We start from the raw sequence: 25,154 nt of genomic DNA on the forward strand, positions 1-25,154 counted from the left end.
TATCAGCACCCTGACCGGCGCACCGGCAAGAAGCTCATGGCCACCCTCATCGACAAGCTCCGCCGTGGGCTGCCCGACGGGCTGGAGGAGATCGCCCAGCTCGGGCGCACCTTGTGGCGCAAACGAGACCAGATCTTGGCGTTCTTCGACCACGAGGGAGCCTCGAATGGGCCTGTCGAGGCGATCAACGGACGACTGGAGCACCTGCGCGGGATCGCCCTCGGCTTTCGGAACTTCACCCACTACGTCCTGCGCTGCCTCCTACACTCTGGCCAGCTCGCCGCCCGCATCAACGCACTCTGAATCCGGAAGAGCCATCAATTCGTGAACTCGCCGAATCCACTGACTTCTCGATCTTCCAGTCGCTCGAACTTAACGAGATGCTCGACATACATCGGAAGACGCAGTACTTCGCCGCAAGGTTTGGGACTGCGCTTCCTGCTCGACCTCCGGTCGAACAGGCCCCGGAAGTTCCTGCGCCAAGCGAAGCGATCTATGTAAGGAAGCTTGTAGACGTCTATAACGAGCAGGACCCCGCATCCTGCTCCGATGTCGAATCGGTCGCTGCGCATGCCAAGCACGGTCCGCACCTCCAGAGGCAGCGAGAGGCCTTCTATTCCGCCGAAGCGCTTCGCCTGTACGCGAGGGACTCGGTGCCCGACGGTACGTATGAACTGCTCCAAGACGACGTCTACATCGGCGTAATCGATACCGCAGAAGCGAATCACTCCAGTGGCCTTTCCCGACTCCGAGCTCTGCTTACACAGTCTGGCCAACTCGACCTTGGCGCCCACACGCTTATCTCGATGTCGAACCTCAAGGACCGTCAAGGTATCTGCCACCAGCTAGCCAACGCCGACAAGCTGACGTGGGTGGAAGTCGATGAGTAATCCCCTCAACAGTCCTCTTGAAGTGGGGATGCGTGTCCTGATGATCCTCGTCGAAGCTTTTCCTGCTCATCTGGATATCAACCGCCTTGTCCTCCTCGACCACGGCTTACTACACAGCGCGGACCTCAACGGCCCCGAGAGCCTCCACCCTCCTATCCCCGTACGAGTCGGTGAGCTCGGGGTGAAACGACAGCACATCGAAGATGGCCTCCATGTCATGATCCGAGCTGGACTCGCCGAGATGTCACCGGAGGACAGTGGTATCGAGTTCTGGGCTAGCGAGAGCTCCGAGAGCTTCCTGAAGCTCCTTGAATCTGAGTACGCGCGCGCACTCCACGACCGTGCGCACTGGGTTGTTGAAGAACTCGGCGCCGTTGATGACGCGCGCCTGCGAGAGCGCATGAGGGAGATCTCTTCGCATTGGGCCGAAGAGTTCGAAGTCATGCAACACGAGAGCGGGAACGACATCTGATGGGACGGCTCGCGCTTTCGCACTTGACATTCACCGGCACAAATGCCGCCCCGGCCTCGGTCGACTTCAGCCCGCACGTCACCGTCATCCATGGGCCCTCGGACACCGGCAAGTCATTCATCGTCGATGCGATCGATTTCGTCCTCGGCGCCAAGGAGCTCAAGGAGATCCCGGAGCGGGAAGGGTACAGTCGCGTCCTGCTCGGGCTGGAACTCCCCACCGGTGAACGCATCACGCTCGCACGGTCGGTGGACGGCGGCAGTGTCTCCCTCTACCGATCCGACATCCGCGTCGAGCCCTCGACCCCCGCGGATGAGACGCTCGCGGCGAAGCACAGCGCAACGAGCACGAAGAACATCTCCCGGTTCCTCCTCGACCAGGTTGGTCTCGACGAGAAGCAGGTGCGGAAGAACGCGCGGAACGAGACTCACATGCTCAGCTTCCGCGACTTGACCCGCCTGTGCCTCATCGGTGAGAGAGAGATGCAGGCCGAAGAAGCCCCTGGCCTCAGCGGCAACCCAGTCAACAAGACCAAGGAAGTCTCGGCTCTCAAGCTCCTTCTTACGGGAGAAGACGACTCTGCGTTGACTGCGGTTCCCTCGGCACAAGAGCAGAAGCGGCTGCGCGGCGCTCGGCAGGAAGTTGTCGAGAGGATGCTCAGCCAACTTGAGTCGCAGCTCCAAGACGTTGCTGAGCCGACAGAACTTACGACGCAGCTCGGCAAGCTGAACAGCACAATTGACGAGCACAGCACGATGATCGGTAGCCTCACGGAACAGCGTGGCCAGCTCCTCGTTGCGCACAGCAAACTTCAGTCCGCCGACAACGCCCAGCGGTCGGAGTATTCAGATGCGGCGGCGCTCCGCCAGCGGTTCACTCTCTTGCAGAAGCAGTACGAGAGTGATCTGGCACGCCTCGAAATGATCGCAGAGGCCGGGAACCTGCTTGGGTACTTTAGGCGCGGGACCTGTGTCTTCTGCGGTGCAGAACCGGCCAGTCAGCATCTCAATTTGGATTGTGAGGGAGATGCGACCAGCTTCGGCGCCGCCGTCGAATCCGAGACTCGGAAAACCCAGGGCCTTCTGGATGATCTTCGCGTGACCATCGAGAGCCTCGATGCGCGAACCGAGGTGCTTCGCACATCGATCAAGACGACTCGTCGAGAAGCCTTTTCGTTACAGAAGCGCATCGAGAATCTGGACGCGAGGATGAACCCAGAGGAGGGGAACCTCCGGGAACTTCTCGCGAAGCGTAGCGAGATCGAGAAACACCTCGGCCTCTATGGGCAAGTCAAAACCTTCGAGGACATGATTCGACGGATCGCTGACGAGACTGAAGCGGAGGTGGCAACAGCGGTTGCGGGATTGAGCCTCACCGCCGTACGGGAGTTCTCGGCGGAGATTTCCAAGCGCCTCGCCGAATGGGACTACCCGTCCGCAGCATCTGTTCGTTATGACCGAAACGAACTCGACATTATCGCGGGCGACCAACGGCGCTCGGCGCACGGCAAGGGAGTACGCGCAGTTCTCCACGCCGCCTTTACGCTCGCCCTCGCCCAGTATTGCTTTGACCGGGAGCTGCCGCACCCTGAATTCGTCGTGCTCGACTCGCCCCTCGTCACCTACCGGCCACCCGATCAATCAATAGACGCCGACGGCGAGCCACCGGAGGGCGTTATCCGGGCCTTTTACCGTGACATCCAGGCCAACTTTGACGGCCAGATTATCGTCATGGAGAACACTGATCCGCTGGATCCTCTCGGACCCGATGCGCGCGATATCCGCTTTACGAAATACATCGACGTGGGAAGGTACGGCTTCCTGCCTGTCGTCGACGGCGCGGAGACCACTGACACCCTCGTGATCGAAGGCTGACCGGCGGCAACGGCGAGGCCCGTTCCACCTAACGTTCGCGGCCGTGGGGATCGCGGAGCGCCATCCCCGCGCGGAGCAGGTACACCCGAACAGAACTTGGATTGAAGCCGAGCCTCTCGCCGACCCTCGCCAAGGACTCGCCCTGCTCGTAACGCAGGCACATCTCGCGCACCTGCTCAGATGACGGCTTCTCACGGCGCAACCGCACACCTCGCGCCCGCAACCGCTCAGCGAGACGCTGACGGCTCATCCCCAGATCACCCGCGATCACGCGCAGGATCTCGCCGTCCTTGTAGCGGCGCTCTGCCTCATCCAGCATCGCCGCCGTCAACTGCGGAACTGGTCGCGGCAAGGGCCGCGAGAAGGCCGGGCCTGACCCTGCCGACCTACGGCGACGCCGGATCGCCCGATGCGACGAGACCGCCAACTGTAGAGCCGGGGCAAGGTTAGAGCACTGTCGCGCTACCTCCACCAGAAGGTCGTTGTTCACAAACCAGCGACATCACCGGTTTGAGTTCCAGACTCCGCCTTCCGTCCTTGGCGGTGGCGGAGGGCGAGAGTCTGCACGTCCGGGAAGAACGCGTTGAACGGGACTCTGGGTTCGCTGTGGATGGTGTCGTCGTGGACGATGAGCATGTCGAAGAAGGCTTGGTTGGCGATCCGGCGTAGTGAGTCGTCGATGCTCATGTAGATGGCGTGCATGTCGCCTGCGAGGGCCGCTGCACCCCAAACACTGTCACCAACCTCGCGGCATAGAACATCTAGATTCGGACGGGGTCTGATCGCGGTCGCACCGTCCGGATTGTCCCTGCCGTGCGGCTGGGCCGTGCTCGAGTGCCGTCACCTCAGATGGTGGTGCCAGCGAGGATGGCCACTACGCCACCTGCGATGAGGAGCGAGTGCAGGATCATGTGCTCAAGATTCGGACGAGGTCTGTCCCCGATGGCTGGCAGCACGGTGACCGTATGCGCGTAGGTGCGGGTATGTAGCTCGCTCCAGGACTGGTCGGTGCCTGCGGTGGCCCAAGGCACGCTGATCCCCACGAGGTATGGAAGCCACCACAAGACGACACCGCCTGCGGCGACGACCAATTCAATGGCGCCACCGACATACGCGAGTGCGGGCAGGTGCCGTGCGGCGGCAAAGGCGACCAAAATGATCGGGACGGTCAAGATTGGCGCATTGGTGGCAATTTCTGCGCGGCGTTCCGCGTGTGTCGCAACACGTGCGTTATTGAAAGGGAAGAGATCGACGATGGTTGTCACAAGAAAGTAGACCAATGCGAATGCTAGTAGGACGAGAGCGGTAATGAACATGCAATGGTTCTCCGTTCAGGCGCGGGGAGCCTGGGGGCGGTAGCGGAACTGGACGCCGTCGAGAAACGTTTCGACTGCTACCTCGTACCAGGTGTCGTAATAGACGGCGGGCGCGGCCGGTGGGTTCGGCACATTGCCGCACTCGGCCGACGCGAGCCCCACCACGAGCACAATCAGGCCCTGAAGCAGGTGCAGTGCAGTCTCGTCATCGATATCGAGAGCGGGGAGAAATGCGTCGTTGACAAGCGGCATGACCGGATCGAACACTGCTGGTGAGACCTCTTGGACGGCGACGATCTGCGCTGCACCCGGATGCTCTCGAAGGACGGAGCGCATCCCATCAGCCAGTCCGCGCGCAAGCGCCCGCCAATCAGGTGTAGCCGACACCCGTGCGAGAGCTGTCTGAGCGACGCTGTCTGCAACGAGACGCAACAGTTCGTCTCGGCCCGCGACATGGTGATAGAGCGAAGCCGCTTGGACGCCCAGCCTGGTAGCGAGTGCGCGCATCGTGAGTCCTGCGAGACCTGCGTGATCGATCAGTTCGAAGGTCGCAGCCACCACGGCGGTCCTGTCGATCCGCTGAGCCGGACTCATCGGAAGCTCCTCTCTCACAATGCTGGGACAACCTAACGGTGTTAGAATGGAGTGTCAATGCTGTTTAGAGGGCAGCTCCTCGAGTGCCTCGGTCAGGGCGTGGAGGGCGGCGTATATCCGGGCAGTTCGCGGTTCGCCGTATCCTGACGGCTGTACCTGATTCCGGGCGCTCGGAGGAGCGATGGCCACCAACCGTCTCACCCACCTGCTCGGAGTCCCCGAACCGATCCTGCTCGGCGCCTTCGGCGGGGTGTCCTCGGTGGAGCTGACCGCCACGGTCAGCGACCTCGGTGGGCTGGGGTCCTACGGCCTGTACGGCTACGACGCCGACCGCATCACCGAGACCATCACGTCGCTGCGGGCGGCGACCTCCGCACCGTTCGCGGTGAACCTGTGGGTGCCCACCGGAGACGAGGTACACCCCAGCAACGTCGACCTCGCCCCAGCCCGGGCCGCGGCCAAGCTGCTGTTCGACGAGGTCGGTCTGCCGCTCCCGGACGCGCCGGAGAAGTTCCTCCCGGACTTCGACACCCAGATCGAGGCCATTCTCGAGGCGGCCCCGCCTGTAGTCAGCTTCGTCTTCGGCCTGCCCGACCCAAGCGTGATGGACCGGCTGAAGACGGTCGGCATCCGGGTGTTGGGCACTGCGACGACGGTGGCGGAGGCGGTGCACCTCGCCGAGCACGGCGCGGACGCCATCATCGCCACCGGCAGTGAGGCCGGCGGCCACCGCGTCTCCTTCCTCCGCCCCGCAGAAGACTCCCTGGTGGGCGCGTTCGCGCTGGTGCCGCAGGTGGTCGACGCTGTCGAGGTGCCAGTGGTGGCTGCAGGCGGCATCGCCGACCGGCGCGGGGTCGCCGCCGCGCTCGCGCTCGGGGCCGACGGCGTGCTGGTCGGCACCGCTTTCCTGCGCACACGGCAGTCCGCTGCCAGCCAGGCGCACCGGCAGGCGATCGCTGCCGCCGGTGACACCGGCACGATCCTCACCACGGCAATGAGCGGCCGGCTCTCCCGGGGCGTGCCCAACCGTGCGGTCGAGGTGCTCTCCGAGGCCAGACAGATCGCGCCGTTCCCGGCGCAGAACTGGCTCACGGGCCAGTTCCGCGCAGTCGCCAACCGAGAGGGAATCGGCACCCTGCAGTCGCTGTGGGTGGGGCAAGGAGCCGGCCTGACCCGCTATGCGGAGACCGCTGAGGTCTTAGCAGAGCTGCGCGCCGGCCTCTAGGATGGCCTACCAAGGGATTGATGATGAAGGACGTGCTGCTCACCATCGGGTTCTTCGTCGGCAGCGGACTGCTGCTCTGGCTGTTCGTGTGGAGCTGGCGGGGACGGTCTCACGTGGCCCGGTGGTGGTACCAGGACATCTACGGCAGCGACAGCATGGCCATGGGTGTCTTCCCGGGCGCGGGGGTCGTGGTGTTCGGCGTCGGACTCTATCGGGCGCTGCCCGAGGGACTGGTGGGGCTCTCGTACCTGTTCATCGTCATCGGCGCCCTGGGCGGCATGATCGGCATGGTGTTGCCGTTCCTGTGGGGCCCCCGGTTCTACAAGGAGTACCGCAAGCGTCAACGGGCGAGGGCCAAGGGCAGGTGAGCTCCGCCGTCGTGCTGGAGCGGGGGCCACGGTGCAGGAACGCAGACCGGGAGGGCCAGCGCCCTCCCCTCAGTACCCGCGCAGCCGGGTGATCTGCCGGCGTTCCCGCTTGGTCGGCCGCCCCGATCCACGCTCGCGGCGAGGGACGGCCGGCTGCTCCACCTTCGGCGGGGGCGGTGGTGTCTCGTCGATCATCGCCTGTGCGGCCCGCGGTGCGCCCACCCGCTTGCGCAACGGCTCACGCACCACCACTGTGCGCTCCCGGTCCGGTGCCGTGACCATGATCCGGGTCCCGGGGCCCACGAGCGTCGCTGGTTTGACGCTTTCGCCGTCGATCTTCACGTGCCCGCCACGGCAGGCCGCCTGCGCCTGGGTGCGGGTCTTGAACACCCGCACCGCCCAGAGCCAGGAGTCCACGCGCACCGAGTCGGCCATGCTCTGAGGGTACGGCCCGGAGGTGCATGTCGTCACTGCAGGGCCGCGGGGAGCGGTACCAAAGGCAGGGTCGGTAGATTCGGCCGGGTGACCCACTACCTGGACCCCTTCGACGGCAGCACCTATCCGTTGGACGAGCCGCGCTGGTGCTCGGCGGACGGCCGGCCGCTGTGGATCGACCCTGGGCCCGGGATCGGACGGGACGAGATCGATAGCACCCAGCGCTCGTCGTGGCGCTACCGGGCGGCCCTGCCTGTGGACCTGACCGCACCGATCACCCTCGGCGAGGGGTGCACACCGCTGCTGGAGCAGGACTGGGGAGAGGCGGGCCGGGTGCTGGTGAAGGCCGAGTGGTTGAACCCCACCGGGAGCTTCAAGGACCGCGGCAGCAGCGTGATGCTTTCCTACCTGCGCGAGCGCGGTGTGGCCGCTGTGGTCGAGGACAGCTCCGGCAACGGCGGATCCTCGGTGGCCGGCTATGGCGCTGCCGGTGGTTTGCAGGTGACGATCGTGGCACCGGAGAGCACCTCGGCGGCGAAGATCGCCCAGGTGCGTGCCTACGGCGCCGACGTCGAGCTGGTGCCCGGCCCGAGGGAGGCCTCCCAGCAGGCAGCGATCGGCATCGCCGAGTCCGGCGAAGCGTTCTACGCCAGCCACAACTGGCAGGCGTTCTTCCTGCAGGGCACCAAGACGCTCGGCTACGAGCTGTGGGAGGACCTCGGCTTCCGGGCACCGGACAACGTGATCCTGCCGGTCGGTGCCGGCAGCAGCCTGCTCGGCTGCTCCCTGGCCTTCTCCGAGCTGCTCACCGCCGGGCAGATCCGCCGGATGCCGCGACTGTTCGCCGCCCAGCCGCTGCACTGCTCCCCGCTGGATGCCAGTGTGACCGCCGGGGTGGGCACACCCGTGGACCGGCCGGTGCGACCGACCGTCGCCGAGGGCACCGCCATCGCCCGGCCGCTGCGGCTGGCGCAGATGGTGGCCGCAGTGCGCAGCACCGGCGGCGGCACCATCGCAGTCCCCGAGGACCGGATCGTCGCCGCACTGGAACGGCTCTGCCGGCGGGGCCTGTTCGTGGAGCCGACCAGCGCCACTGCGGCGGCTGCCTGCTCGATGCTGCGAGCAGCCGGGACGATCCGGCCAGAGGAGAGCACCGTCGTCGTGCTCAGTGGGTCCGGGCTGAAGGCCGGGAGCACTGTGGCCGAGCTGGTGGAGCCGCTGCGGGACTGAGCCGGCGGTCCCGCCCGTGCGGCGGCGGTGGCAGCCACGCCGCAGCGATCACGGTCGCGCCGCGTGCGGGAACCCGGTCCAGCGCAGCTCCGGGGGGAAGCTGGTTCAGCCGGGGAGCCCGAGCGCTCCCGCCTCCTTCCTGGTCAGGTGGACGAGAGCGTGACGGACCCGGCGGTGCCGTCGATGGCGATCGTGCTCCCGTCCGGGATGGCGCTGGTGGCCTCTGGCACTCCGAGCACAGCCGGGATGCGGTGCTCCCGGGCGACGATCGCCGCATGGGAGAGCACGCCACCGGTCTCGGTGACGATGCCGCCGGCGACCCGGAACAGCGGCGTCCACGCCGGATCGGTGTGCCGGCAGACCACGATGTCCCCACGCACCACCCGCCCCGCCTCGGCGATGCTGCGCAGCACACGGGAGGGCCCCCGCGCGGTGCCCTGGGCGCCGGGGGTGCCGGTCAGGGCGCGGCCGGGTTGGCGGGCCAGCTGGGCTGGCGGCGGGGGAGGGGCCGCGGTCACCGGGCGGGACTGCAGCAACCAGACCTGCTCGCCTGCTACCGCCCACTCGATGTCCTGCGGCCGGCCGAGGACCGCCGCCACGTCCTCGCCCAGGGCCGCCAGGGTGCGGGCAGTGCTCTCGCTGATCGCCGGGACGTCCTGCAGTGCCCGCGGTACCGGCGTGGTGGCCAGGCCGGTGCCGCGCTCGCGCCGGTCGGCCCGAGTCGCCTTGCGACCCAGGTGGACCTCGGCCGGCTGCCCGGGACGCAGCTGCCAGCTGTCCGGTGTGACCGTGCCGCCGACCACTGCCAGACCCAGCCCCCAGGACGCCTCGATCCTGGTGCTCGCGTCCGGACCTCGGGTGAACATCACCCCGGAGGCGGTGGCATCGACCAGCTGCTGCACGATCACCGCCATCGCCGGGCGCTCGAGGGACGCCGCACCGGTCAGGTGGGCCCAGTAGTCGGCCGCGTGGACGGCGCCGGCGGCCGCCCAGCACTGCTGGACCGCCTGGCCGACCGCCACCGCACCGTGCACACCGAGCAGGCTCTCGTACTGCCCGGCCCCCGATGCCTCGGCGGTGTCCTCGGTCGCAGCCGACGAGCGCACTGCCACATGCGGATCGCCCCACGCGGTCAGCGCCTGGGCCAGCTCGCCCTGCAGCGTGCTGCTCAGACCAGCGGGCGGCGCCCCGCAGGTCTCCACCCCACCCTGCTGCGCGTCGAAGGGGACCACGACGCCGTCTGGCACCGGCAGCCCAGCACGCAGCAGCGTTCCCAGGGCTGCGGCCTTGCCGCCGCAGGTGGCAGACCGGGCTGCGCTGAGCGGAATGAGCACCGGACCCCAATCAATGAAACATTGACAATGGTTCGTTGATTCTGCATGGTGGCGTCATGGAACGCAAGCAGGAGCAGGAAGCCGACGCCAGCGCAGACCAGACGCGGGCGAGGCAGGAGCAGGCGGCCGTCCAGCGTCTCCTCGATCGCGGTGCAGACCAGCTCGAGCCTCGCCCATGGCGCCCACCGCCGGTGCCGCCGACCGCTGTGGACCTCACCCAGCACGCGCTCTGGCGCGGCGGTGAGCTCGACGAGGAGGACCTGCGTGCGGCGCTCGCCCTGCTGCCGGCCGCTCGTGCGGAGGTCGACGGCGTGGAGTCGGGTCTGTTGTTCCTCGCCCGGAGCGCAGGTCTCACCTGGGCACAGATCGCGGACGCGATGGGCTTCCGCTCCCCGCAGGCCTGCCAGCAGCACTTCACCCGGCTCGCCGCCCGAACCGCGGACGCGAAGTGAGCAGCACCCAGGTGCCCGTGCTGCATGCCGTCCGGCTGCTCGGCTTCGCCGACACTCCCGAGGTGGCGATCCGTGCGCGGCTGCCGGTGCAGGAGGCGGCCACCGCACTGGCCGACGCCGAGGCCCGCGGCTGGTTGCAGCACACCGGGTTCGCCGACCTGTACGGCTGGTCCCTCACCGACGCCGGCCGCACCGAGGGGGAGCGCATCCTTGCTCTGGAGCGGCAGCGGGCCGATGGGGACGGCGGGCTGGATGCCATCTACGCCGCGTTCTTGCCGCTGAACACGCGGCTGCTGCGTGCCTGCACGGACTGGCAGATCCGGCCGACGCCGCAGGAGCCCCTCGCCGTCAACGACCACGACGACCCGGTCTGGGACCGTCGCGTCCTGGGCGAGCTCGGGGCGCTCAGCCACGACCTGACGCACCTGGTGACCAGGCTTGCTGCCGTGCTGCCGAGGTTCGCCGGCTACGACGACCGGTTCCAGACGGCGCTGCAGCGCGCCCAGGCGGGGGAGCGGGACTGGGTGGACCGGTCCGACGTCGACTCCTGCCACCGGGTCTGGTTCGAGCTGCACGAGGACCTGGTGGCGACGCTGGGCATCACCCGGGACGGGTCCTAGTACCAGGTGGCGGGTGCGTCAACCCAGCGCTGTGGCGAGCCAGTCCCGGGCGCGTTGCTCCACCGCCCGTGAGACCTCCGCCTCCGGCGCCCAGCCCTCGAACCCGTGCGGCACGTCCGGCACCACCTCGAGCGTGACCGGCACCCCGGCACCGGTCAGCCGCTCGGCGTAGGCCACGTCTTCCGCCAGGAAGAGGTCCAGGTCCCCGACGCTCACCCAGGTCGGCGGCAGCCCGGACAGATCGGTCCGCCGGGCCGGGGCGGCATGGTCGCTCACGTCCGGGCCGCCTGGCTCGGTGCCCAGACAGGCCGACCAGCCGAAGTGGTTCGACCGGTTGTCCCACACCCAGTGCTTGATTGCGTCCAGCTCCCGACGGGTGGCGGTGCGGTCATCGAGCATCGGTGCGAACAGCCACTGCGCCACCGGCTGCACTCCGCCCATGTCCACCAGGTGCAGCACCAGACCCGCCGCCAGGTTCCCGCCTGCGCTCCCACCACCGAGGGCCACCCGGTCCGGGTCCACCCCGAGCTGCTCGGCGTGGTCCTGCAGCCACTGCCAGGCGATGAGCGCGTCCTGGTGCGCCGCCGGGAACGGGTGCCGTGGGGCGAGCCGGTAGTCCGCCGAGACCACTGTGATGCCCAGCTCCTCGGCCACGGTGGCGCACAACCGGTCGTCCATCACCGCCGCACCGATCACCAGCCCGCCACCGTGGAACCACAGCAGCGCTGGTCCCGCCCCGCCGCCGGACCGGACCGGCTGGTAGACCCGCAGCCGTGGGCGGCGCACCCGCCGGACCCGCACACCCGGGCGGCGGTCGCGGGGGAGCAGGTGCACCCCGGCCCGCACCAGCAGGCGTCCCCACAGCCGGTACACCGGGAGGTCCGGCATCCGCCGGGCGGCCCGCACCTGCGGGTCCACCCGCTCAGCGTCCATCAGCGGCGTACGTCCGGCTCGGTGGGCTGGCGCCCGGCCTGGCCGACGAAGTGGTCCATCGTCTGGTTGATGCCGAAGAAGTCCATCATCGCGTCGAACGCCCGCACCGGGAGCACCCGCCCGATCGGCACCAGCCGCGCCAGCAGCGGGGCGATGTACTGCTGCCGACCGGCTTCGACCGCATCCAGGATCGCCCGGGCCACCTTCTCCTCGCTCAGGATCGGCAGCAGCCGCGGAAACTTCGTGCGCACCCCGGTGAACATGCCGGTGTCCACGTAGTACGGGCACACCAGCAGAGTGCGCACTCCCGTCACACCCGCGGTGCGCAGCTCTGCGCGCAGCGACTCGGTGAAGCCCACCACGGCGTGCTTGCTCGCCGAGTAGTCCGTCTGCCGCGCCACGCCCGCCAGCCCAGCGGCACTGGCCAGGTTCACCACAGTGCCCCTGTCCCGGTCCAGCATCCCGGGCAGCAACGCACGCGTGGTCCAGTACAGGGCGAGCACGTTCACCTCGAACGTGCGCCGGACCTGCGCACTGGAGTTCTCCAGCAGCGCCCCGCCACTGACGATGCCGGCATTGTTCACCAGCACATCCACCGGGCCGGCCTGCTCGGCCGCCGCCTGCACCGCCTGCTCGTCGGAGACGTCCACCCCCGCCGCCCTGGCAGCCCCGCCCCGGGTGGTGATCTGCGTGCAGGTGGCCTCGGCGGCGGCCAGGTCCAGGTCCCACACGGCCACCCGGGCGCCGCGGTCGGCTGCCAGCAGCGCCATCCGCCGCCCCAGACCGCTGCCGCCACCGGTGATCAGCACCTGCTGACCCGCCAGCGGCAGTCCTCGGCGGCGCATCAGCCGACCTCCGGTGTGCCCCGGGCAGCGTTCGCGGCGCTGAGCAGGTCGTCGACCAGCTGCTCGGTGATCGGAAGACCGCCGTAGCCGGGGAGCCGCCCGACCGGGAAGGAGGACATCAGCGTCATCATCTCCTCGTCCTGCAGCAGCCCGGCCGCTGCGGGCACCTGGTCGGCCAGCTGCTGCACAGCCTGCGCGACCAGCGGCGCCGCATGCCGGTCAGCGAGCACCTCCGCCAGCGAGGACTCCCGGGTCAACGGCGCCTGCAGCCCGTCCCCGGGCAGCTCCACGGTCGCGCTGGTGCGCAGGTCCCGGCTGGAGGCACCCACCTGCACCAGGTACTGCCCGCCCTCCACCCACCAGGAGCCGGTGCGCACGTCCCAGACCGCCAGTGCGCTTCGTGGCACGGCCACCTCTACCTCCGCGGTCTGCCCGGGTGGGATCTCCACCGAGGCGAACCCCTTGAGCTCCCGGGGTGGGCGAGAGACCGCCGAGCCGGACAACGACACGTACACCTGCACGACCTCCCGCCCCAGCCGACCCCCGGTGTTGGTGACGGGCACGCGCACCTGCCAGCCGCCGTCGTCGGCCGTGACCACGCTGGCCTGCCCGTAGGAGAACGTGGTGTAGGACAGACCGTGGCCGAACGGAAACGCCACCGGCATGGTGCGTGCGTCGTACCAGCGGTACCCGACCAGCTGGCCCTCGCCGTAGCGCACCTGGCCGTTCTCGCCCGGGAAGTTCCCGAACGCCGGGGTGTCTGCCAGCCGCAGCGGCACCGTCTCGGACAGCCGCGCCGAGGGGTTCACCCGCCCGAACAGCACATCCGCGGTGGCCCCGCCGCCCGCCTGCCCGAGCAGCGAGGCGTCCACGATCGCCGGCACCTGCTCCGCCTGCGGGACGTGCACCACCCCGCCGTGGGAGAGCACCAGCACCACGTTCTCGGTGGCCGCCAGCACCTCGGCCAGCAACGCCACCTGCTCGGCCGGCAGGTCCAGGTGCTCCCGGTCGAAGCCCTCCGACTCCGCCTCCGGCGGCAGACCGAGGAACAGCACCGCGACCTCGGCCCCGGCCGCCACGCGCACCGCCTCAGCACGCAGCGCCGTCACGTCCCCGGCACCGTCCAGGGTGAACCCCGGCGCGTAGGTCACCTCACCGGTGCCGAGCGCCCGGATCTCGGTCAGCGCATCCTCCAACCGGGTGGGATCGATGCGGGAGGAGCCCGCCCCCTGGTACCGGGGCTGCTGCGCAAACGCGCCGATCACCGCCAGCCGTGCGTCGGTCGCCAACGGCAGGAGCTCGTCGGTGTTCTGCAGCAGCACCACGCACCGGCCGGCCACCTCCCGGGCCAGGTCGTGGTGGGCGTCCACGTTCAGCTGTGCCGGCGCGGGCGGACGCTGCCCGGCACGGCGGACCAGCTCCAGCACCCGCCCGGCGGCAGTGTCCAGGTCCGCCTCGGCCAGGTCACCTGCCGCCACGGCGCGCACCACCTGGCCGTCGGTGTAGCCACCGGTGGCGGGCATCTCCAGGTCTAGCCCCGCTGCTATGGACGCCACCCGGTCGGCCACCGCACCCCAGTCGGAGACCACCAGGCCGTCGAAGCCCCACTCCTCGCGCAGCACCTCGGTGAGCAGCCACCGGTTCTGCGCGGAGTACACGCCCTCGATCCGGTTGTAGGAGCACATCAGCGTCCACGGCCGGCCCTCACGCACCGCGATCTCGAAACCGCGCAGGTAGATCTCCCGCAGCGTGCGCGCATCGACGTCCACGGAGACGCGCATCCGGTCGGTCTCCTGGTTGTTCGCCGCGAAGTGCTTCACGCATGCGCCCACGCCCCTCGACTGGATGCCACGCACCAGGCCGGCCCCCATCAGCCCGGAGAGCAGCGGGTCCTCGGAGAAGTACTCGAAGTTGCGTCCGCACAGCGGGGAGCGCTTGATGTTGATCCCCGGGCCGAGCACCACCGCGACGTCCTCGATCGCCGCCTCGGTGCCGATCGCCTCTCCCACCCGCTCCGCCAGGACAGGGTCGAAGCTGGCGCCCAGCGCCACCGCCGGTGGGAAGCAGGTGGCCGGCACGCTCGGGCCCAGCCCGGGACCGGAACCTGCCTCCTTGCGCAGCCCGTGCGGCCCATCGGTGACCATGATCGCCGGCACGCCGAGGCGGTCGATCGCCTTGGTGTGCCAGGCGTCGGCTCCGCTGGTGAGCCCGGCCTTCTCCGCCACGGTCAGGTCCGCGGGCGTGACCGGGACGGTATCGCCGCCAGCCGCACCCGGCGCGCTGGCCGCGCCGGCTGCGGGCTGGGAACCACTGGTCGTCGGATCGGACATGGGACTCTCCTTCGGACGTCGGCTCTCTCACCGTACGGACTTGATCGGGACCACGGCGGCCGCACCGAGCAGTGCCAGCACGATCGCCGTCGGGAACAACCAGGCGTACCCGGCCACCAGCACGATGCCCCCGGCCAGAGCCGGGGCGAGGGTCTGCGGCAGGGTGATCGCCATGTTCACGATGCCCAGGTCCTTGCCGAAGGTCTGCTGGTCCGGCAGCACCTCGGACATCAGCACCGAGTCCACCGACTGGAACACCCCGTAGCCGAACGCACCGATCGCATAGGCCACCACCATCCCCGCCACTGTGGGGCTGACCAGCGGTGCGACCATCGCACCGGCGAACAGCACTGCGGCCACGCCGATGAAGATCTTCCGCCGGTCCAGCCGGTCCGAGAGCGGGCCAGCCACGGCCGTGGCCAGCACCGCCCCGGGGGCACCGGCCAGGGTGAGCAGCGGGATGGTCGCTGCCGCCCGGTCGCTGCCCAGGTCGATGTAGTCCGCGAGCACGTACAGCAGGTAGCCGCCGGCCACCACGTAGTAGGCCAGGTTCAGCAGCATCCGGCCCGCGAACCCCCAGGCGAAGTCCGGGTGCTGGCGCGGACTCACCCAGTAGGTGCGGGCGAACGTGCGCAGCGAGAACGGCTCCCGCGGGTCCGCGGCGCTGGAGCGGTCCGGGTTGCGCCAGGTGAACACGGTGAGCATCACCAGGCACGCGGCCGCCAGCACCAGGTACGCCAGCAGCACCACGTCGGACAGGCTGGAGGCGAGGAGCTGACCGGCGAGCATCCCCACCAGCGTGCCCATCCCGGTCACCGCGGAGAAGCTGCCCCGGGCCAGCCGCGGGATCCGGTCCGGCAGGATCGCCGTCAGCGGCGCCTGGGCCAGGTTGTAGGCGATCGAGACGCCCACCCAGCCGAGCAGCAGCCCGAGCAGAGAGTGCTGCATGCCGAGCACCACCATCAGCACCGCCCCTGCCGCGGTGCCGACCACCATCCACGGGGCACGGCGCCCGTGCCGGGAGCGGGTGCGGTCGGAGATCAGCCCGGCCACCGGCTGGGTGAGCATCGAGACCAGCGCGCCGGCCGTGGTCACCAGGGCGAGGTTGGCCACCTTCTGGGCCGGGTCGAGCCGTTCCACCTGCAGTGCGAGCAGGATGCCGGGCACTGCACCCCAGACCGCGAACAGCACCAGGTAGGTGGGCGCGAGCCAGAGCAGCAGCCGGCGCAGCGGTCCGCGCACGGTGACCGGACCCTCGTAGGAGCCGTCGAGCAGGTGCTCCTGGGAGGCGGACGTGCGCGTCGTCGGCATACCGGTCCTCTCTGCACCATGCACCGGGAGTGAAAACAGTCTGCCAGTCGGTTTTCAATTTGCCAAGAGTCCGGTTTACTGGACGGCATGGGCAAGCGAGGACCGTACGCGAAGGGACTTGCCCGGCGGGAGGAGATCGTCGCCCGGGGTCTGGAGGTGATCGCGGCCGAGGGCTACTCCGGCGCCTCGGTGCACCGCATCGCCTCGGCCGCAGGGTTGAGCAAGACCGGTCTGCTGCACCACTTCGACTCCAAGGAGCAGCTGTTCACCGAGATCCTGCGCAAACGGGACGAGGTGGACGACCCTGGACTGGATGAGCTGAGCGCCCAGCTCGCCGACCTGGAGAGCGCCTACGTGCGCATCGTGCAGCGCAACGCGGACATCCCCGGGCTGGTGGAGCTGTTCACCCGGCTGTCGATCGAGGCCGCCGACCCGGAGCACCCGGCGCACGAGTTCTTCTCACGCCGCGACCGCGACCTGGGGGAGCGGGTGGCGCGCACCATCGAACGCGCCACCGCCGACAGTGGGCGGCTGCCTGCCTCGGCCAAGACGATGGCCCTCCTCCTGCTGGCGGCCACCGACGGTCTGCAGCTGCGCTGGCTGCGCGACCCGGAGCTGGACATGGCCGGCACGCTCACCGTGCTCTTCGAGCTGTTCGAGCACGCGATAGCCGACGGCGCAGCCCGGCCGGAGTAGCCACGCTCACCGTGGCGGCGCACCGCCTTGGTGATCCAGATGGGCGCGTACGGGCAGGTGTACCAGGGCCCCGCCTGTCACACTTCGCCACCTCGTTCCGACACACCAGGTGACGCCAACCGGCGCCTGCCAACCCTGGAGGGAAACCATGCCCCGGATCGAGATGGGCCGCACCAACAAGCTCGGCTACGCCGCCGTGATCGGACTGGAAGGGTACGCGCGCAAGTCCGTGGACCCGGTGCTGTACGAGCTGATCAAGCTGCGTGCATCGGTGCTGAACGGGTGCGGATACTGCGTGGACATGCACGCCACCGCCGGGCGCAAGCGTGGCATCCCGGTGCGCAAGCTGTTCGCCGTGGCCGCCTGGGAGCACTCGCCCACACTGTTCGACGACCGGGAGCGGGCCGTGCTCGCCCTGACCGACGCCGTCACCCGGCTCGGACCGGACACTGTCACCGACGAGATCTGGGCGGCCGCCGCGGCGCACTTCGACGACGGTGAGCTCGGCGCCCTGGTGCTGGCCATCGCCACCATCAACGTGTGGAACCGGATCGCGATCAGCACCGAGATGGCCCCGCCGGTGGACGCCAAGCACCCGGTGGAGTGATCGACGACGCCGACCGGGCGGTCAGCCACCCTGGTCGGTGCCGTCGGTACGGTGGAGGTATGACTGCCGCCTCCCCGGCCGCCGAGGCCTGGCGTGCTGAGCAGCACCGGCTGACCGGGATCGCCTACCGGATGCTCGGCGACTACGGGCTGGCCGAGGACGTGGTCTCCGAGGTGGCCCTGGCGGCCGTCCGCGCCGAGCGCACCGGCGGGGCGGAGGTACGGTCCTGGCCGGCGTGGTTGACCACGGTGTGCGTCCGGCGTTCCGTCGACCAGCTCCGCGAGCTCGCCGCCGAGCGGGAGTTCTACCCGGGGCCGTGGCTGCCCGAACCGGTGGCCACCGACCGGTTGCCTGAGGACGTGGTCGCCGACCGGGAGCTGCTCAGCATCGGCCTGCTGCACCTGGCCGAACAGCTCAGCCCGCACGCACGCGCTGCCCTCGTGCTGCACCGGGGGTTCCGGATGACCTCCGCGGAGATCGGCACAGTGCTGGAGCGCAGCCCGGCCGCGGTGCGCCAGCTGGTCTCCCGGGCCGAGCGCAGGCTGCAGATCGACGACGCCCCGCCAGTGCGCTCAGCGGCTGCCGCCCAGACGCTCTCGGCGATGGTCACCGCGATCGAACGCGGCGAGGTGGCCACCCTGGTGCACCTGCTGGCCGAGGACGCCGTGCTCTGGACCGACGGCGGCGGGAAGACCAGGGCGGCCCGCAACCCGATCTACGGGGCGGACCGCATCATCCGGTTCTACACCGGGGTCTTCACCGCCGCGATCACCCAGCGCCCGGACGCGGTGCGGGCCAGGCTCGTGCACATCAACGGCGAGCCCGGGCTGGACGTGCGCACCCTCGACCGGCGCGACCTGGTCGCCCTCGACCTCGACCCCGCTGGCCAGGTGCGCGGCGTGCGGCAGATCGCCAACCCGGACAAGCTCACCCGGGTGCCGGTATGAGGGCACGGCGCCCGGTGGTCGCGTACGTGTTCGGCTACGGTTCTCTGCTGCATCCGGACTCGCTGCGCCGCACCCTGCCGGAGGTGGACCTGGACGCCTGCATCCCGGCGCGGGCGGCCGGCCTGCTGCGCTGCTTCGACGTCGCGTTCCCCAACGACGGCAGCCAGCAGGACAAGGCCTACTACGACACCGGCGGGTCCCGCCCGTCCCGGGTGCTGCTGTGCAACCTGCGCCCCAGCCCCACGGCACGGGTGAACGGTGTGTGCATCCCCGTGGACGCTGATGACCTGGACGCGCTGCGCGCCCGCGAGCGGCGCTACGCACCCCAGCAGATCGCCGTCGAGCCCTACCCGGGCTGGCCCCACCCGGAGGCAGAGGTGCTCGCGTTCCTCGGCCGGGCCGAGTTCACCCGGCCCGACGACGTCTCCCGCGGGCTGCTCTCGTCCCGCTACCGGGAGGTGGTGGTCACCGGCGCGCAGCACTGGGAGGGCCAGGTCCGCAGCTTCGGTGCCGACTTCCGGGAGAGCACCGGCTTCCCGCCGGCCGAGCAGATCCACCCCCTGCAGCGCGTGGACCTGGCCACCGACGCCGATAGGGTGGCACGGCCAGACCACCACGAGAGGTGACCGTGCTCCGCGAGTGCGCGCTCGGGCTCGAGGCGCTGCACCGCTGCCCTCGGTCCACGCGGGTGCCCTTGTGGTCGTAAAACCGCGGTGCTACAACCACAAGAGCACCCGCGACGTGGGGTGGGTACGCTCGGCACAAGCGACCAAGGAGGGCGTCGGTGGCCGAGAGGGTGGACCTGACGAAAGAGCTCGACTCCTACCGTGCCCGCCGCGGTGAGTTCCGGGTGCTCGACCTGCCCACCCGCCGCTACCTGATGATCGACGGCCACGGTGACCCGAACAGCGCCACCTTCACCACCGCCGTCGAGAGCCTCTACCCGGTGGCCTACACGCTGAAGTTCGCCTCGAAGCACGAGCTCGGCCGGGACTACGTGGTGCCACCGCTGGAGGGACTGTGGTGGGCCGAGGACATGAGCACCTTCACCACCGCGCGGGACAAGTCCGCCTGGGACTGGACCCTGCTGCTGCTCGTGCCCGACTGGGTTTCGCCCGCGATGGTTGAGGCGGCGATCGAGCAGGTGGATCGCACCAAGGTACCGCCCCGGCTGGCCGACGTGCGGCTCGAGGAGCTCACCGAGGGACGCTGCGTGCAGACCCTGCACATCGGCCCCTTCGACGCTGAGACCGACGTGCTCGCCCAGCTGCACCAGGAGGTCATCCCCGCCCACGGGTTCACCCTGGCTGGCAAGCACCACGAGATCTACCTCTCCGACGTGCGCCGCACCGCGCCGCACCGGTTGCGCACCATCCTGCGCCAGCCGGTGACCGGTGGTCGGACATGACCGCGCCGGGGGAGGAGCCGCCCGTTCCCGCGGACGCACCAGGATTCGGGGAGCTGCCGGTCCCGAGCGGACGTGGCCGTAGCCGGGTGCGCCGGTTGCTGCTGTGGGTCATCGTCGTCGTGGTCACGATCGGGGTCGCCCGGCTGATCGGCCGCATCGAGTGGGCGGCGGTGTGGCAGGCGATGGGCCGCCTCAGCTGGTGGCAGCCGTTCGTGCTGCTGGCCCTGCTGGTGGTGCGGCAGGTGGCGAACGCGGCCCCGCTGGCGTTCTACATCCCCGGGGTGAGCCTGTACCGGGCCACCGTCAACGACCTGGGCGCCGCCACGATGGCCGCCTTCGCCCCACCGCCGGGCGACATGGTGCTCCGGGTGGCGATGTTCAAGTCCTGGCAGGTACCTGCGGGCCGCGCGGTGGCCGGCACGCTGATGAACGCGCTCAGCTTCTTCATCGTGCGGTTCTCCGCCCCGCTGCTCGGGTTCGTGATCGTGCTGGTCAGTGGGCGGTCGCTCGGGCTGCGCTGGCTGGACCTGATCAGCCTGGTGATCGCCGCCGCGCTGGGGACCGGTTTGGTGCTGCTGCTGCGCACCGATGCCTGGGCGGCCTGGCTGGGGCGCACCGGCGGCCGGCTCGTGCACCGGGTCCGCCCGGCCGTGGACCCAGAGGGATGGGCGGCCGCGTGCATCCGGTTCCGCGGCGAGATCGCGGCCCGGTTCGGCTACGCCTTCCCCCGGGCGGTGGCCGCGTTGCTGGTGATGCTGCTCGCCGACCTGTCGATCATGCTCGCAGCCTTACGGTTCGTGGGCCTCGGCGCGGAGCAGCTCTCCGTGCTGGACGTGGCGGTGGCGTTCCTGTTCGCCTACCCGCTGACCGCCTTCGCGATGTCCGGGCTGGGCATCGTGGACATGGTCGCGCTGGCGTCCCTGGTGGCCTCCGGCGGTGACCCGGTCCAGGAGCCGGCGCTCGCGGCCCTGATCATCTGGCGGGTGTTCACCGTGGCCGGCCCGCTGCTGATCGGGCTGGGCGCCGTCGCGCTGTGGCGGCGTTCCACGCGTACTGTCGACCAGGCGAGGCCCACGACCGGCGGGAGAGACCGATGATGCGTCCTGACCCAGACACTGCAGCGTCCGCCGACCCCGCTGGGCGCGGGCAGAGCCAGCGGCTGGACCGGAAGTGGAACGAGCTGCTGCAGGAGCTGCGGGTCGCGCAGACCGGGGTGCAGATCCTCACCGGGTTCTTGCTCACCATCCCGTTCTCCGCCCGGTTCGGGGACCTGGACCAGACGATGCGCACCGTCTACCTGTGCGTCCTCGCCGGTGCTGTGGTCGCCACCGCGTTCCTCATCGCGCCGGTCGCCTTCCACCGCAGCGTCTTCTACCTGGGTGAGCGGCCCTGGTTGCTGGCCGCGGCGAACCGCACCTCCCGGGCCGGTCTGGCCACGCTGGCGCTGACCATCTGCGGTGTGGTGTGGATCGCCTTCGCCGTGGTGGAGTCCACGATCGTCGGGACGATAGCCGCCGGGGCCACGTTGCTGTTCTTCTTCCTCCTCTGGGGGCTCGCGCCGCTCACCGGGGGGCAGGCGGGGGTCGCAGGACAAGGATGGTTGACCGGTTCGCCTAGCGCGGGAGGGCAGGGAGTGCGACGGTCGAGAGATGATCCCGCAGGTTCCGCTCCGCCGACTGTCCGCTCTGCTCAGCCAGGGGTACGCATTCGTCTCCCGCACCTGCGACGAGCTCGGCACCGATGCCTTCCGCACCAGCGTGGCCGGCCGGGAGGTGACATTCCTGCGCGGCGCCGAGGCCTCCGGCCTGTTCTACGGCGGCCAGGGCCGCTTCACCCGGTCCGGTGCCGTACCCACGTTCATGCAGCACCTGCTGCAGGACGAAGGGTCCGTCCAAGGGCTCGACGGCGCAGCGCACCAGCACCGCAAAGCGATGTTTCGCGCTCTGCTCACCTCCTGCGACGCGGGCACGATCGTGGATCTCTTCGCCGAGGATTTCGCCCGGGCCAGCACGTACTGGGCCGGTCAGGACCAGGTCGTGCTGCACGACCAGGCCGAGCTGCTGCTCACCCGCACCGCGCTGCGCTGGGCCGGGGTGCCTCTGGTCGGCACCAGTGTGCGGCACCGGGCGCGGGAGCTGTCGGCGATGGTGGACTGGATCGGCCTGCTCGGGCCGGGGAACTGGGCGGCGCGCGCGTTGCGTCGGCGGACCGAGGCGTGGGCGGTCGGTCTGGTGCGGGCGGTGCGCACGGGTGAGCTGGCGGCACCGTCCGGCAGTGCGTTGGCGGTGATCTCGCAGTTCCGGGACACCGGCGCTGAGCTGCTCGACGAGCAGGTGGCTGCGGTGGAGCTGATCAACGTGCTCCGCCCGATCGTGGCGGTCAGCTACTTCATCACCTTCGCTGCCGCCGCGTTGATCACCTACCCGCACTGGCAGGAGACGTTCGCCAGCGGCGAGGAGACCGACCTGAGCTCCTTCGTGCACGAGGTCCGCCGCTACTACCCGTTCTTCCCAGCAGTGCCGGGCCGGCCCACCCAGCCGGTCACGTTCGCCGGTGCTGAGCTGAACGCTGGAGCGCTGGTGGTGCTCGACCTGTACGGCACCAACCACCATCCTGCGCTGTGGCAGCAGCCGGAGCAGTTCCGTCCGGAGCGGTTCCGCGACTGGTCCGGCGACCCGCACACCCTCATCCCGCAGGGTGGTGGTGACCGGGCCACCGACCACCGTTGCCCGGGCGAACCGATGACCATCGCGCTGATGGCCGAGGCGGTGCGCCAGCTCACCCGCACGATCCGTTACCGGGTGCCCGCCCAGGACCTGAGCGTGCCGTTGAACCGCGCCCCGACGCTCCCGCGCGAGCGCGTGCTGCTCGCCGACGTGCGCCCGGCCGGGTCTCGGCAGAACAGCTGATCGTGCGGCTCGTACCGGAGCCCGATGTCACCTCCGTCGCGGCTGCGTTGTCCTGACGGTGACAGGGCAGGTACGGCTCGAGGAGGGATGAGGATGGCCGGTCAGGGTGTGGGGAAGGAGGAGCCGACCGCACGGGCCGAGGAGTTCGTGGCGCTGCAGCCGCTGCTGTTTGCGATCGCCTACCGGATCCTGGGCAGCGTCACCGAGTCGGAGGACGTGGTCCAGGACACCTGGCTGCGCTACGACGCCGCCGACGTCCGTCCGGAGTCAGCGAAGGCGTACCTGTCCACGATCGTCACCCGCCTGGCGGTGAACGTGCTCAAGTCGGCCCGGGTGCGCCGGGAGGAGTACGTGGGCGAGTGGTTTCCCGAACCGTTGCTCGAGGACCCGTACCAGGACCCGCAACATTCGGCAGAGCTGGCCGACTCGGTCTCGATGGCAGCGCTGGTGCTGCTGGAGCGGCTCAGCCCGCTGGAACGTGCCGCCTTCGTGCTGCGGGACGTGTTCGGCTTCGACTACACCGACATCGCGGCGGCGCTCGGCCGGAGCGAGGCGGCCTGCCGGCAGCTGGTGGTCCGGGCCCGGCGGCACGTGCGCGCCGGTCGGCCACGGTTCCGGGTCGACCGGCAGGAGCAGCAGCAGCTCGCGACGCGGTTCTTCGAGGCCATCCGCACCGGCGACGTGGACAGCCTGCGCACTTTGCTTGCCGCCGACGTGCAGCTGGTCACCGACACCGGCGGCAACGCCCCGGCCCCGCCGCGGCCGATCGTGGGTGTGGAGAACACCGTCCGGGTGCTCGGCTCGGTGCTGCCGCAGCTCGGCCGGGTGGGGCTGACTCTGCAGCCGCAGCAGATCAACGGGGAGCCGGGGGCTCTGGCCCGGGACCGGGACGGTCACGTGGTGCAGGCGATCACCCTGGAGATCGCCGAGGGCCGGATCCATACGATCCGGTCGGTGAGCAACCCGGACAAGCTCACCCATCTCGGACCGGTGGCCGACCCCTGGCAGCTCGCCCGCGACTACCGCGAGGCCCGCCGCGGGCACCGCTGATGGCGCGGAGGACGCTGCCGGCGTCCCGTCGGCCGCAGTGGTGATGTCACGGCCGCAGGAGCCGGGTTGTCCCAGGGGTGGACATGGTCCCACTCACCCGGGAGGCACGATGACCACGCACACCACCGGCACCGAAGCTCTCGCACCCGGCAGACGTCGACAGCTGCGTCTCGCGGTCACTGTGGTGCTGACCGCCACCGCCGTCAACCTCGGCCTCTATGCGATCGGCCGCTTCGCTGGCGCCACGCTCCGGCTGGACCCTGCCGTCGGGCCGGCCAACCACCAGATCACCGCACCGGACGTGGCCTGGAAGACGGTCGTCCCGCTCGCTGCCGGGGTGCTGGTGCTGCTGCTCGCTCGACGACGTTCCACCCGTTGGTTGACCGCGGTCACCGTGCTCGGTGCGGTGGTCGCTCTGGGCACCGGTGCAGTGCCACCGCTCGGTGCGCACGACCCGCTCACCGGGGTGCTGCTGGCGGGGATGCACACCGTCCCGGGGGTGGCCATCGTCCTGGTGGGGGCTACGCTGCGGCGCAGGGCATCTGGTCAGTCGGATGCCGCCGTCGTCGAAGACCCCGCCAGCCGGCGCAGCAGGTAGCGCTGCTCGCCGAGCTGGACGGTCTCACCGGTCAGGCTCGGCGTGCAACAGGTCAGCGAGGGACTCCAGCGCGGGCAGTGCCGCTGCGATCCGTTCCTGGTCCTCGGCTCCGAGCCTTCCCAGGGCACGGGAGAGCCGGTCCGAACGGCGCTCCATCTTCACCGCCCGGCGTGCGGTGGCGCCGGGGGAGAGGAAGAACTGGGCGGCGCGGCCGTCCGCGGGATCGGCCTGGCGTACCAGCAAGCCGCTGCGGGTCAGCGCGCTGCACAGCCCAGAGACGGTGTTCGCACGCAGGCGCAACGCGGTCGCGATCCTCGAGGTGCCGCGCCCCGGATGGGCGGCGACGTACCGGAGGATCTCCTCCTCCGCGGGCGTCAGCCGGGGTGCTGTCTCCTCTGAGCCGTCGGCGGACCCACCGCCGGGCCCCGCGGAGGGGCGGCCCGACGGCCGCGTCGCGGCGTCGGCGACCGGCGCTCCAGAGCTGCGCCGCAGGCTCCGGCGCAGCTCCACGATCAGCGCAGCCAGACGGTGCGGGTCCGGTGCAGACACGACCCCTATCGTGCCCGATCCGCCCGGCCCCAGCGCACACCTGGGCCGTAGCGTCTCGCCCAGGCCGTGCGGCATCCTGCGGTGCCGCACCCGGCCGGATCGCCGTCCACAATTCGACTAAGGTTTGCCTAATGAGGTTTACCTAACCTAATATCTCGATG

Annotated in this window: 29 protein-coding genes and 1 pseudogene; 19 read left to right on the plus strand and 11 right to left on the minus strand. The window is 69.8% G+C overall.

What is annotated here, in order from left to right; all coding sequences use genetic code 11:
* The 4 genes from K338_RS0113660 to K338_RS22735 form a co-directional block, all read left to right on the plus strand.
* Positions 1 to 303, plus strand: a 303-nt coding sequence (locus tag K338_RS0113660; RefSeq protein ID WP_022918732.1) for an ISL3 family transposase, incomplete at its 5' end; no start/stop codon positions are given.
* 77 nt (positions 304 to 380) lie between these two features.
* Complete coding sequence (locus K338_RS26635) at positions 381 to 890, plus strand: ABC-three component system protein (protein WP_051154825.1); 510 nt, start codon at positions 381 to 383, stop codon at positions 888 to 890.
* Positions 883 to 1,362: an ABC-three component system middle component 2 gene (locus K338_RS22730; RefSeq protein ID WP_022918733.1), complete on the plus strand. Its 480-nt coding sequence runs from the start codon at positions 883 to 885 to the stop codon at positions 1,360 to 1,362. The genes K338_RS26635 and K338_RS22730 overlap by 8 nt, the downstream gene beginning before the upstream one ends.
* A complete protein-coding gene (locus K338_RS22735) occupies positions 1,362 to 3,236 on the plus strand; it encodes an AAA family ATPase (RefSeq protein WP_022918734.1) in 1,875 nt (624 codons plus the stop codon). Before K338_RS22730 ends, K338_RS22735 begins: the two co-directional genes overlap by 1 nt.
* A 28-nt stretch (positions 3,237 to 3,264) precedes the next feature.
* Here the strand turns inward: K338_RS22735 and K338_RS22740 are convergent, their stop codons facing one another.
* From K338_RS22740 to K338_RS25210, 4 genes are all read right to left on the minus strand, one after another.
* Positions 3,265 to 3,567, minus strand: a complete 303-nt coding sequence (locus K338_RS22740) for a hypothetical protein (RefSeq protein WP_157612456.1) — start codon at positions 3,565 to 3,567, stop codon at positions 3,265 to 3,267.
* Positions 3,568 to 3,722: 155 nt separating this feature from the next.
* Positions 3,723 to 3,923: a hypothetical protein gene (locus tag K338_RS0113685; RefSeq protein WP_157612458.1), complete on the minus strand. Its 201-nt coding sequence runs from the start codon at positions 3,921 to 3,923 to the stop codon at positions 3,723 to 3,725.
* Positions 3,924 to 4,081: 158 nt separating this feature from the next.
* Positions 4,082 to 4,552, minus strand: coding sequence for a hypothetical protein (locus K338_RS0113690; RefSeq protein ID WP_022918737.1), 471 nt, complete (start codon positions 4,550 to 4,552; stop codon positions 4,082 to 4,084).
* A gap of 15 nt (positions 4,553 to 4,567) precedes the next feature.
* Complete coding sequence (locus K338_RS25210; RefSeq protein WP_084481196.1) at positions 4,568 to 5,146, minus strand: TetR/AcrR family transcriptional regulator; 579 nt, start codon at positions 5,144 to 5,146, stop codon at positions 4,568 to 4,570.
* 181 nt (positions 5,147 to 5,327) lie between these two features.
* Between K338_RS25210 and K338_RS0113700 the strand changes: the two genes are divergently transcribed.
* The gene (locus K338_RS0113700; protein ID WP_022918739.1) at positions 5,328 to 6,371 is read left to right on the plus strand and encodes an NAD(P)H-dependent flavin oxidoreductase; all 1,044 of its coding nucleotides are present in this window, start codon (positions 5,328 to 5,330) and stop codon (positions 6,369 to 6,371) included.
* 23 nt (positions 6,372 to 6,394) lie between these two features.
* Positions 6,395 to 6,739 carry a hypothetical protein gene (locus tag K338_RS0113705; RefSeq protein WP_027286835.1) on the plus strand — a complete coding sequence of 115 codons (345 nt, stop codon included), beginning with the start codon at positions 6,395 to 6,397 and terminating at the stop codon, positions 6,737 to 6,739.
* 69 nt (positions 6,740 to 6,808) lie between these two features.
* Here the strand turns inward: K338_RS0113705 and K338_RS0113710 are convergent, their stop codons facing one another.
* Positions 6,809 to 7,174, minus strand: coding sequence for an RNA-binding S4 domain-containing protein (locus K338_RS0113710; protein WP_022918741.1), 366 nt, complete (start codon positions 7,172 to 7,174; stop codon positions 6,809 to 6,811).
* Between the two features lie 87 nt (positions 7,175 to 7,261).
* Here K338_RS0113710 and K338_RS0113715 point away from each other — a divergent pair, with 87 nt between their 5' ends.
* Positions 7,262 to 8,404: a threonine synthase gene (locus tag K338_RS0113715; RefSeq protein ID WP_022918742.1), complete on the plus strand. Its 1,143-nt coding sequence runs from the start codon at positions 7,262 to 7,264 to the stop codon at positions 8,402 to 8,404.
* 143 nt (positions 8,405 to 8,547) lie between these two features.
* Here K338_RS0113715 and K338_RS0113720 read toward each other — a convergent pair whose 3' ends face one another.
* On the minus strand, positions 8,548 to 9,738 hold the full coding sequence (locus K338_RS0113720) for a PEP/pyruvate-binding domain-containing protein (RefSeq protein WP_022918743.1): 1,191 nt from the start codon (positions 9,736 to 9,738) through the stop codon (positions 8,548 to 8,550).
* A 56-nt stretch (positions 9,739 to 9,794) separates the two neighbouring features.
* Here K338_RS0113720 and K338_RS0113725 point away from each other — a divergent pair, with 56 nt between their 5' ends.
* Positions 9,795 to 10,190, plus strand: coding sequence for an SANT/Myb-like DNA-binding domain-containing protein (locus K338_RS0113725; RefSeq protein ID WP_022918744.1), 396 nt, complete (start codon positions 9,795 to 9,797; stop codon positions 10,188 to 10,190).
* A complete protein-coding gene (locus K338_RS0113730) occupies positions 10,187 to 10,810 on the plus strand; it encodes a hypothetical protein (protein ID WP_022918745.1) in 624 nt (207 codons plus the stop codon). The genes K338_RS0113725 and K338_RS0113730 overlap by 4 nt, the downstream gene beginning before the upstream one ends.
* Positions 10,811 to 10,828: 18 nt before the next feature.
* On the opposite strand, the gene K338_RS0113735 is transcribed toward K338_RS0113730, so the two are convergent.
* The 4 genes from K338_RS0113735 to K338_RS22745 are packed head-to-tail and all read right to left on the minus strand — an operon-like array spanning position 10,829 to position 16,229.
* Positions 10,829 to 11,743: an alpha/beta hydrolase gene (locus tag K338_RS0113735; RefSeq protein ID WP_022918746.1), complete on the minus strand. Its 915-nt coding sequence runs from the start codon at positions 11,741 to 11,743 to the stop codon at positions 10,829 to 10,831.
* Positions 11,743 to 12,588: an SDR family oxidoreductase gene (locus tag K338_RS0113740; protein WP_022918747.1), complete on the minus strand. Its 846-nt coding sequence runs from the start codon at positions 12,586 to 12,588 to the stop codon at positions 11,743 to 11,745. Before K338_RS0113740 ends, K338_RS0113735 begins: the two co-directional genes overlap by 1 nt.
* On the minus strand, positions 12,588 to 14,918 hold the full coding sequence (locus tag K338_RS0113745; RefSeq protein WP_022918748.1) for a glycoside hydrolase family 3 C-terminal domain-containing protein: 2,331 nt from the start codon (positions 14,916 to 14,918) through the stop codon (positions 12,588 to 12,590). The genes K338_RS0113740 and K338_RS0113745 overlap by 1 nt, the downstream gene beginning before the upstream one ends.
* A gap of 27 nt (positions 14,919 to 14,945) precedes the next feature.
* Positions 14,946 to 16,229 (minus strand): MFS transporter, encoded by a 1,284-nt coding sequence (locus tag K338_RS22745; protein WP_022918749.1) that lies wholly within the window; start codon positions 16,227 to 16,229, stop codon positions 14,946 to 14,948.
* 87 nt (positions 16,230 to 16,316) lie between these two features.
* On the opposite strand from K338_RS22745, the gene K338_RS22750 reads away from it, so the two are divergent.
* The 10 genes and pseudogenes from K338_RS22750 to K338_RS24580 all read left to right on the plus strand — a co-directional run bounded on the left by K338_RS22750 (position 16,317) and on the right by K338_RS24580 (position 24,444).
* On the plus strand, positions 16,317 to 16,925 hold the full coding sequence (locus K338_RS22750) for a TetR/AcrR family transcriptional regulator (RefSeq protein WP_022918750.1): 609 nt from the start codon (positions 16,317 to 16,319) through the stop codon (positions 16,923 to 16,925).
* 148 nt (positions 16,926 to 17,073) lie between these two features.
* A complete protein-coding gene (locus K338_RS0113760; RefSeq protein WP_022918751.1) occupies positions 17,074 to 17,532 on the plus strand; it encodes a carboxymuconolactone decarboxylase family protein in 459 nt (152 codons plus the stop codon).
* Positions 17,533 to 17,591: 59 nt separating this feature from the next.
* Positions 17,592 to 18,479, plus strand: coding sequence for a sigma-70 family RNA polymerase sigma factor (locus tag K338_RS0113765; protein WP_022918752.1), 888 nt, complete (start codon positions 17,592 to 17,594; stop codon positions 18,477 to 18,479).
* Positions 18,476 to 19,105 carry a gamma-glutamylcyclotransferase family protein gene (locus tag K338_RS0113770; protein WP_157612459.1) on the plus strand — a complete coding sequence of 210 codons (630 nt, stop codon included), beginning with the start codon at positions 18,476 to 18,478 and terminating at the stop codon, positions 19,103 to 19,105. The genes K338_RS0113765 and K338_RS0113770 overlap by 4 nt, the downstream gene beginning before the upstream one ends.
* Before the next feature lie 158 nt (positions 19,106 to 19,263).
* Complete coding sequence (locus tag K338_RS0113775; RefSeq protein WP_022918754.1) at positions 19,264 to 19,887, plus strand: GyrI-like domain-containing protein; 624 nt, start codon at positions 19,264 to 19,266, stop codon at positions 19,885 to 19,887.
* Positions 19,884 to 20,984, plus strand: a complete 1,101-nt coding sequence (locus K338_RS0113780) for a hypothetical protein (RefSeq protein WP_157612461.1) — start codon at positions 19,884 to 19,886, stop codon at positions 20,982 to 20,984. The genes K338_RS0113775 and K338_RS0113780 overlap by 4 nt, the downstream gene beginning before the upstream one ends.
* A pseudogene (locus K338_RS26640) lies at positions 20,984 to 21,388 on the plus strand (DUF6328 family protein); the annotation flags it as partial. The gene K338_RS0113780 and the pseudogene K338_RS26640, both read left to right, overlap by 1 nt.
* 148 nt (positions 21,389 to 21,536) lie before the next feature.
* Positions 21,537 to 22,796, plus strand: coding sequence for a cytochrome P450 (locus K338_RS0113790; RefSeq protein WP_022918757.1), 1,260 nt, complete (start codon positions 21,537 to 21,539; stop codon positions 22,794 to 22,796).
* A 93-nt stretch (positions 22,797 to 22,889) separates the two neighbouring features.
* On the plus strand, positions 22,890 to 23,846 hold the full coding sequence (locus tag K338_RS0113795; protein WP_022918758.1) for an RNA polymerase sigma-70 factor: 957 nt from the start codon (positions 22,890 to 22,892) through the stop codon (positions 23,844 to 23,846).
* Between the two features lie 109 nt (positions 23,847 to 23,955).
* Entirely contained in the window at positions 23,956 to 24,444 is a 489-nt protein-coding gene (locus tag K338_RS24580) for a DUF6069 family protein (protein ID WP_022918759.1), read from the plus strand.
* 24 nt (positions 24,445 to 24,468) lie between these two features.
* Here the strand turns inward: K338_RS24580 and K338_RS22760 are convergent, their stop codons facing one another.
* Positions 24,469 to 24,993 carry a MarR family winged helix-turn-helix transcriptional regulator gene (locus tag K338_RS22760; protein WP_022918760.1) on the minus strand — a complete coding sequence of 175 codons (525 nt, stop codon included), beginning with the start codon at positions 24,991 to 24,993 and terminating at the stop codon, positions 24,469 to 24,471.
* Positions 24,994 to 25,154: the final 161 nt, after the last annotated feature.

The sequence above is a fragment of the Ruania albidiflava DSM 18029 genome, assembly GCF_000421225.1.
Lineage (GTDB): Bacteria > Actinomycetota > Actinomycetes > Actinomycetales > Beutenbergiaceae > Ruania > Ruania albidiflava.

Excerpts from the sequence above, each read along its gene's own strand:
- K338_RS26635 (WP_051154825.1), top strand. The coding sequence starts at position 381 with ATGCTCGACATACATCGGAAGACGCAGTACTTCGCCGCAAGGTTTGGG.
- K338_RS22730 (WP_022918733.1), top strand. The coding sequence starts at position 883 with ATGAGTAATCCCCTCAACAGTCCTCTTGAAGTGGGGATGCGTGTCCTG.
- K338_RS22735 (WP_022918734.1), top strand. The coding sequence starts at position 1,362 with ATGGGACGGCTCGCGCTTTCGCACTTGACATTCACCGGCACAAATGCC.
- K338_RS0113685 (WP_157612458.1), bottom strand. The coding sequence starts at position 3,923 with ATGAGCATCGACGACTCACTACGCCGGATCGCCAACCAAGCCTTCTTC.
- K338_RS0113690 (WP_022918737.1), bottom strand. The coding sequence starts at position 4,552 with ATGTTCATTACCGCTCTCGTCCTACTAGCATTCGCATTGGTCTACTTT.
- K338_RS25210 (WP_084481196.1), bottom strand. The coding sequence starts at position 5,146 with ATGAGTCCGGCTCAGCGGATCGACAGGACCGCCGTGGTGGCTGCGACC.
- K338_RS0113700 (WP_022918739.1), top strand. The coding sequence starts at position 5,328 with ATGGCCACCAACCGTCTCACCCACCTGCTCGGAGTCCCCGAACCGATC.
- K338_RS0113705 (WP_027286835.1), top strand. The coding sequence starts at position 6,395 with ATGAAGGACGTGCTGCTCACCATCGGGTTCTTCGTCGGCAGCGGACTG.
- K338_RS0113710 (WP_022918741.1), bottom strand. The coding sequence starts at position 7,174 with ATGGCCGACTCGGTGCGCGTGGACTCCTGGCTCTGGGCGGTGCGGGTG.
- K338_RS0113725 (WP_022918744.1), top strand. The coding sequence starts at position 9,795 with ATGGAACGCAAGCAGGAGCAGGAAGCCGACGCCAGCGCAGACCAGACG.
- K338_RS0113735 (WP_022918746.1), bottom strand. The coding sequence starts at position 11,743 with ATGGACGCTGAGCGGGTGGACCCGCAGGTGCGGGCCGCCCGGCGGATG.
- K338_RS0113740 (WP_022918747.1), bottom strand. The coding sequence starts at position 12,588 with ATGCGCCGCCGAGGACTGCCGCTGGCGGGTCAGCAGGTGCTGATCACC.
- K338_RS0113745 (WP_022918748.1), bottom strand. The coding sequence starts at position 14,918 with ATGTCCGATCCGACGACCAGTGGTTCCCAGCCCGCAGCCGGCGCGGCC.
- K338_RS22745 (WP_022918749.1), bottom strand. The coding sequence starts at position 16,229 with ATGCCGACGACGCGCACGTCCGCCTCCCAGGAGCACCTGCTCGACGGC.
- K338_RS22750 (WP_022918750.1), top strand. The coding sequence starts at position 16,317 with ATGGGCAAGCGAGGACCGTACGCGAAGGGACTTGCCCGGCGGGAGGAG.
- K338_RS0113760 (WP_022918751.1), top strand. The coding sequence starts at position 17,074 with ATGCCCCGGATCGAGATGGGCCGCACCAACAAGCTCGGCTACGCCGCC.
- K338_RS0113765 (WP_022918752.1), top strand. The coding sequence starts at position 17,592 with ATGACTGCCGCCTCCCCGGCCGCCGAGGCCTGGCGTGCTGAGCAGCAC.
- K338_RS0113770 (WP_157612459.1), top strand. The coding sequence starts at position 18,476 with ATGAGGGCACGGCGCCCGGTGGTCGCGTACGTGTTCGGCTACGGTTCT.
- K338_RS0113780 (WP_157612461.1), top strand. The coding sequence starts at position 19,884 with ATGACCGCGCCGGGGGAGGAGCCGCCCGTTCCCGCGGACGCACCAGGA.
- K338_RS0113790 (WP_022918757.1), top strand. The coding sequence starts at position 21,537 with ATGATCCCGCAGGTTCCGCTCCGCCGACTGTCCGCTCTGCTCAGCCAG.
- K338_RS0113795 (WP_022918758.1), top strand. The coding sequence starts at position 22,890 with ATGGCCGGTCAGGGTGTGGGGAAGGAGGAGCCGACCGCACGGGCCGAG.
- K338_RS24580 (WP_022918759.1), top strand. The coding sequence starts at position 23,956 with ATGACCACGCACACCACCGGCACCGAAGCTCTCGCACCCGGCAGACGT.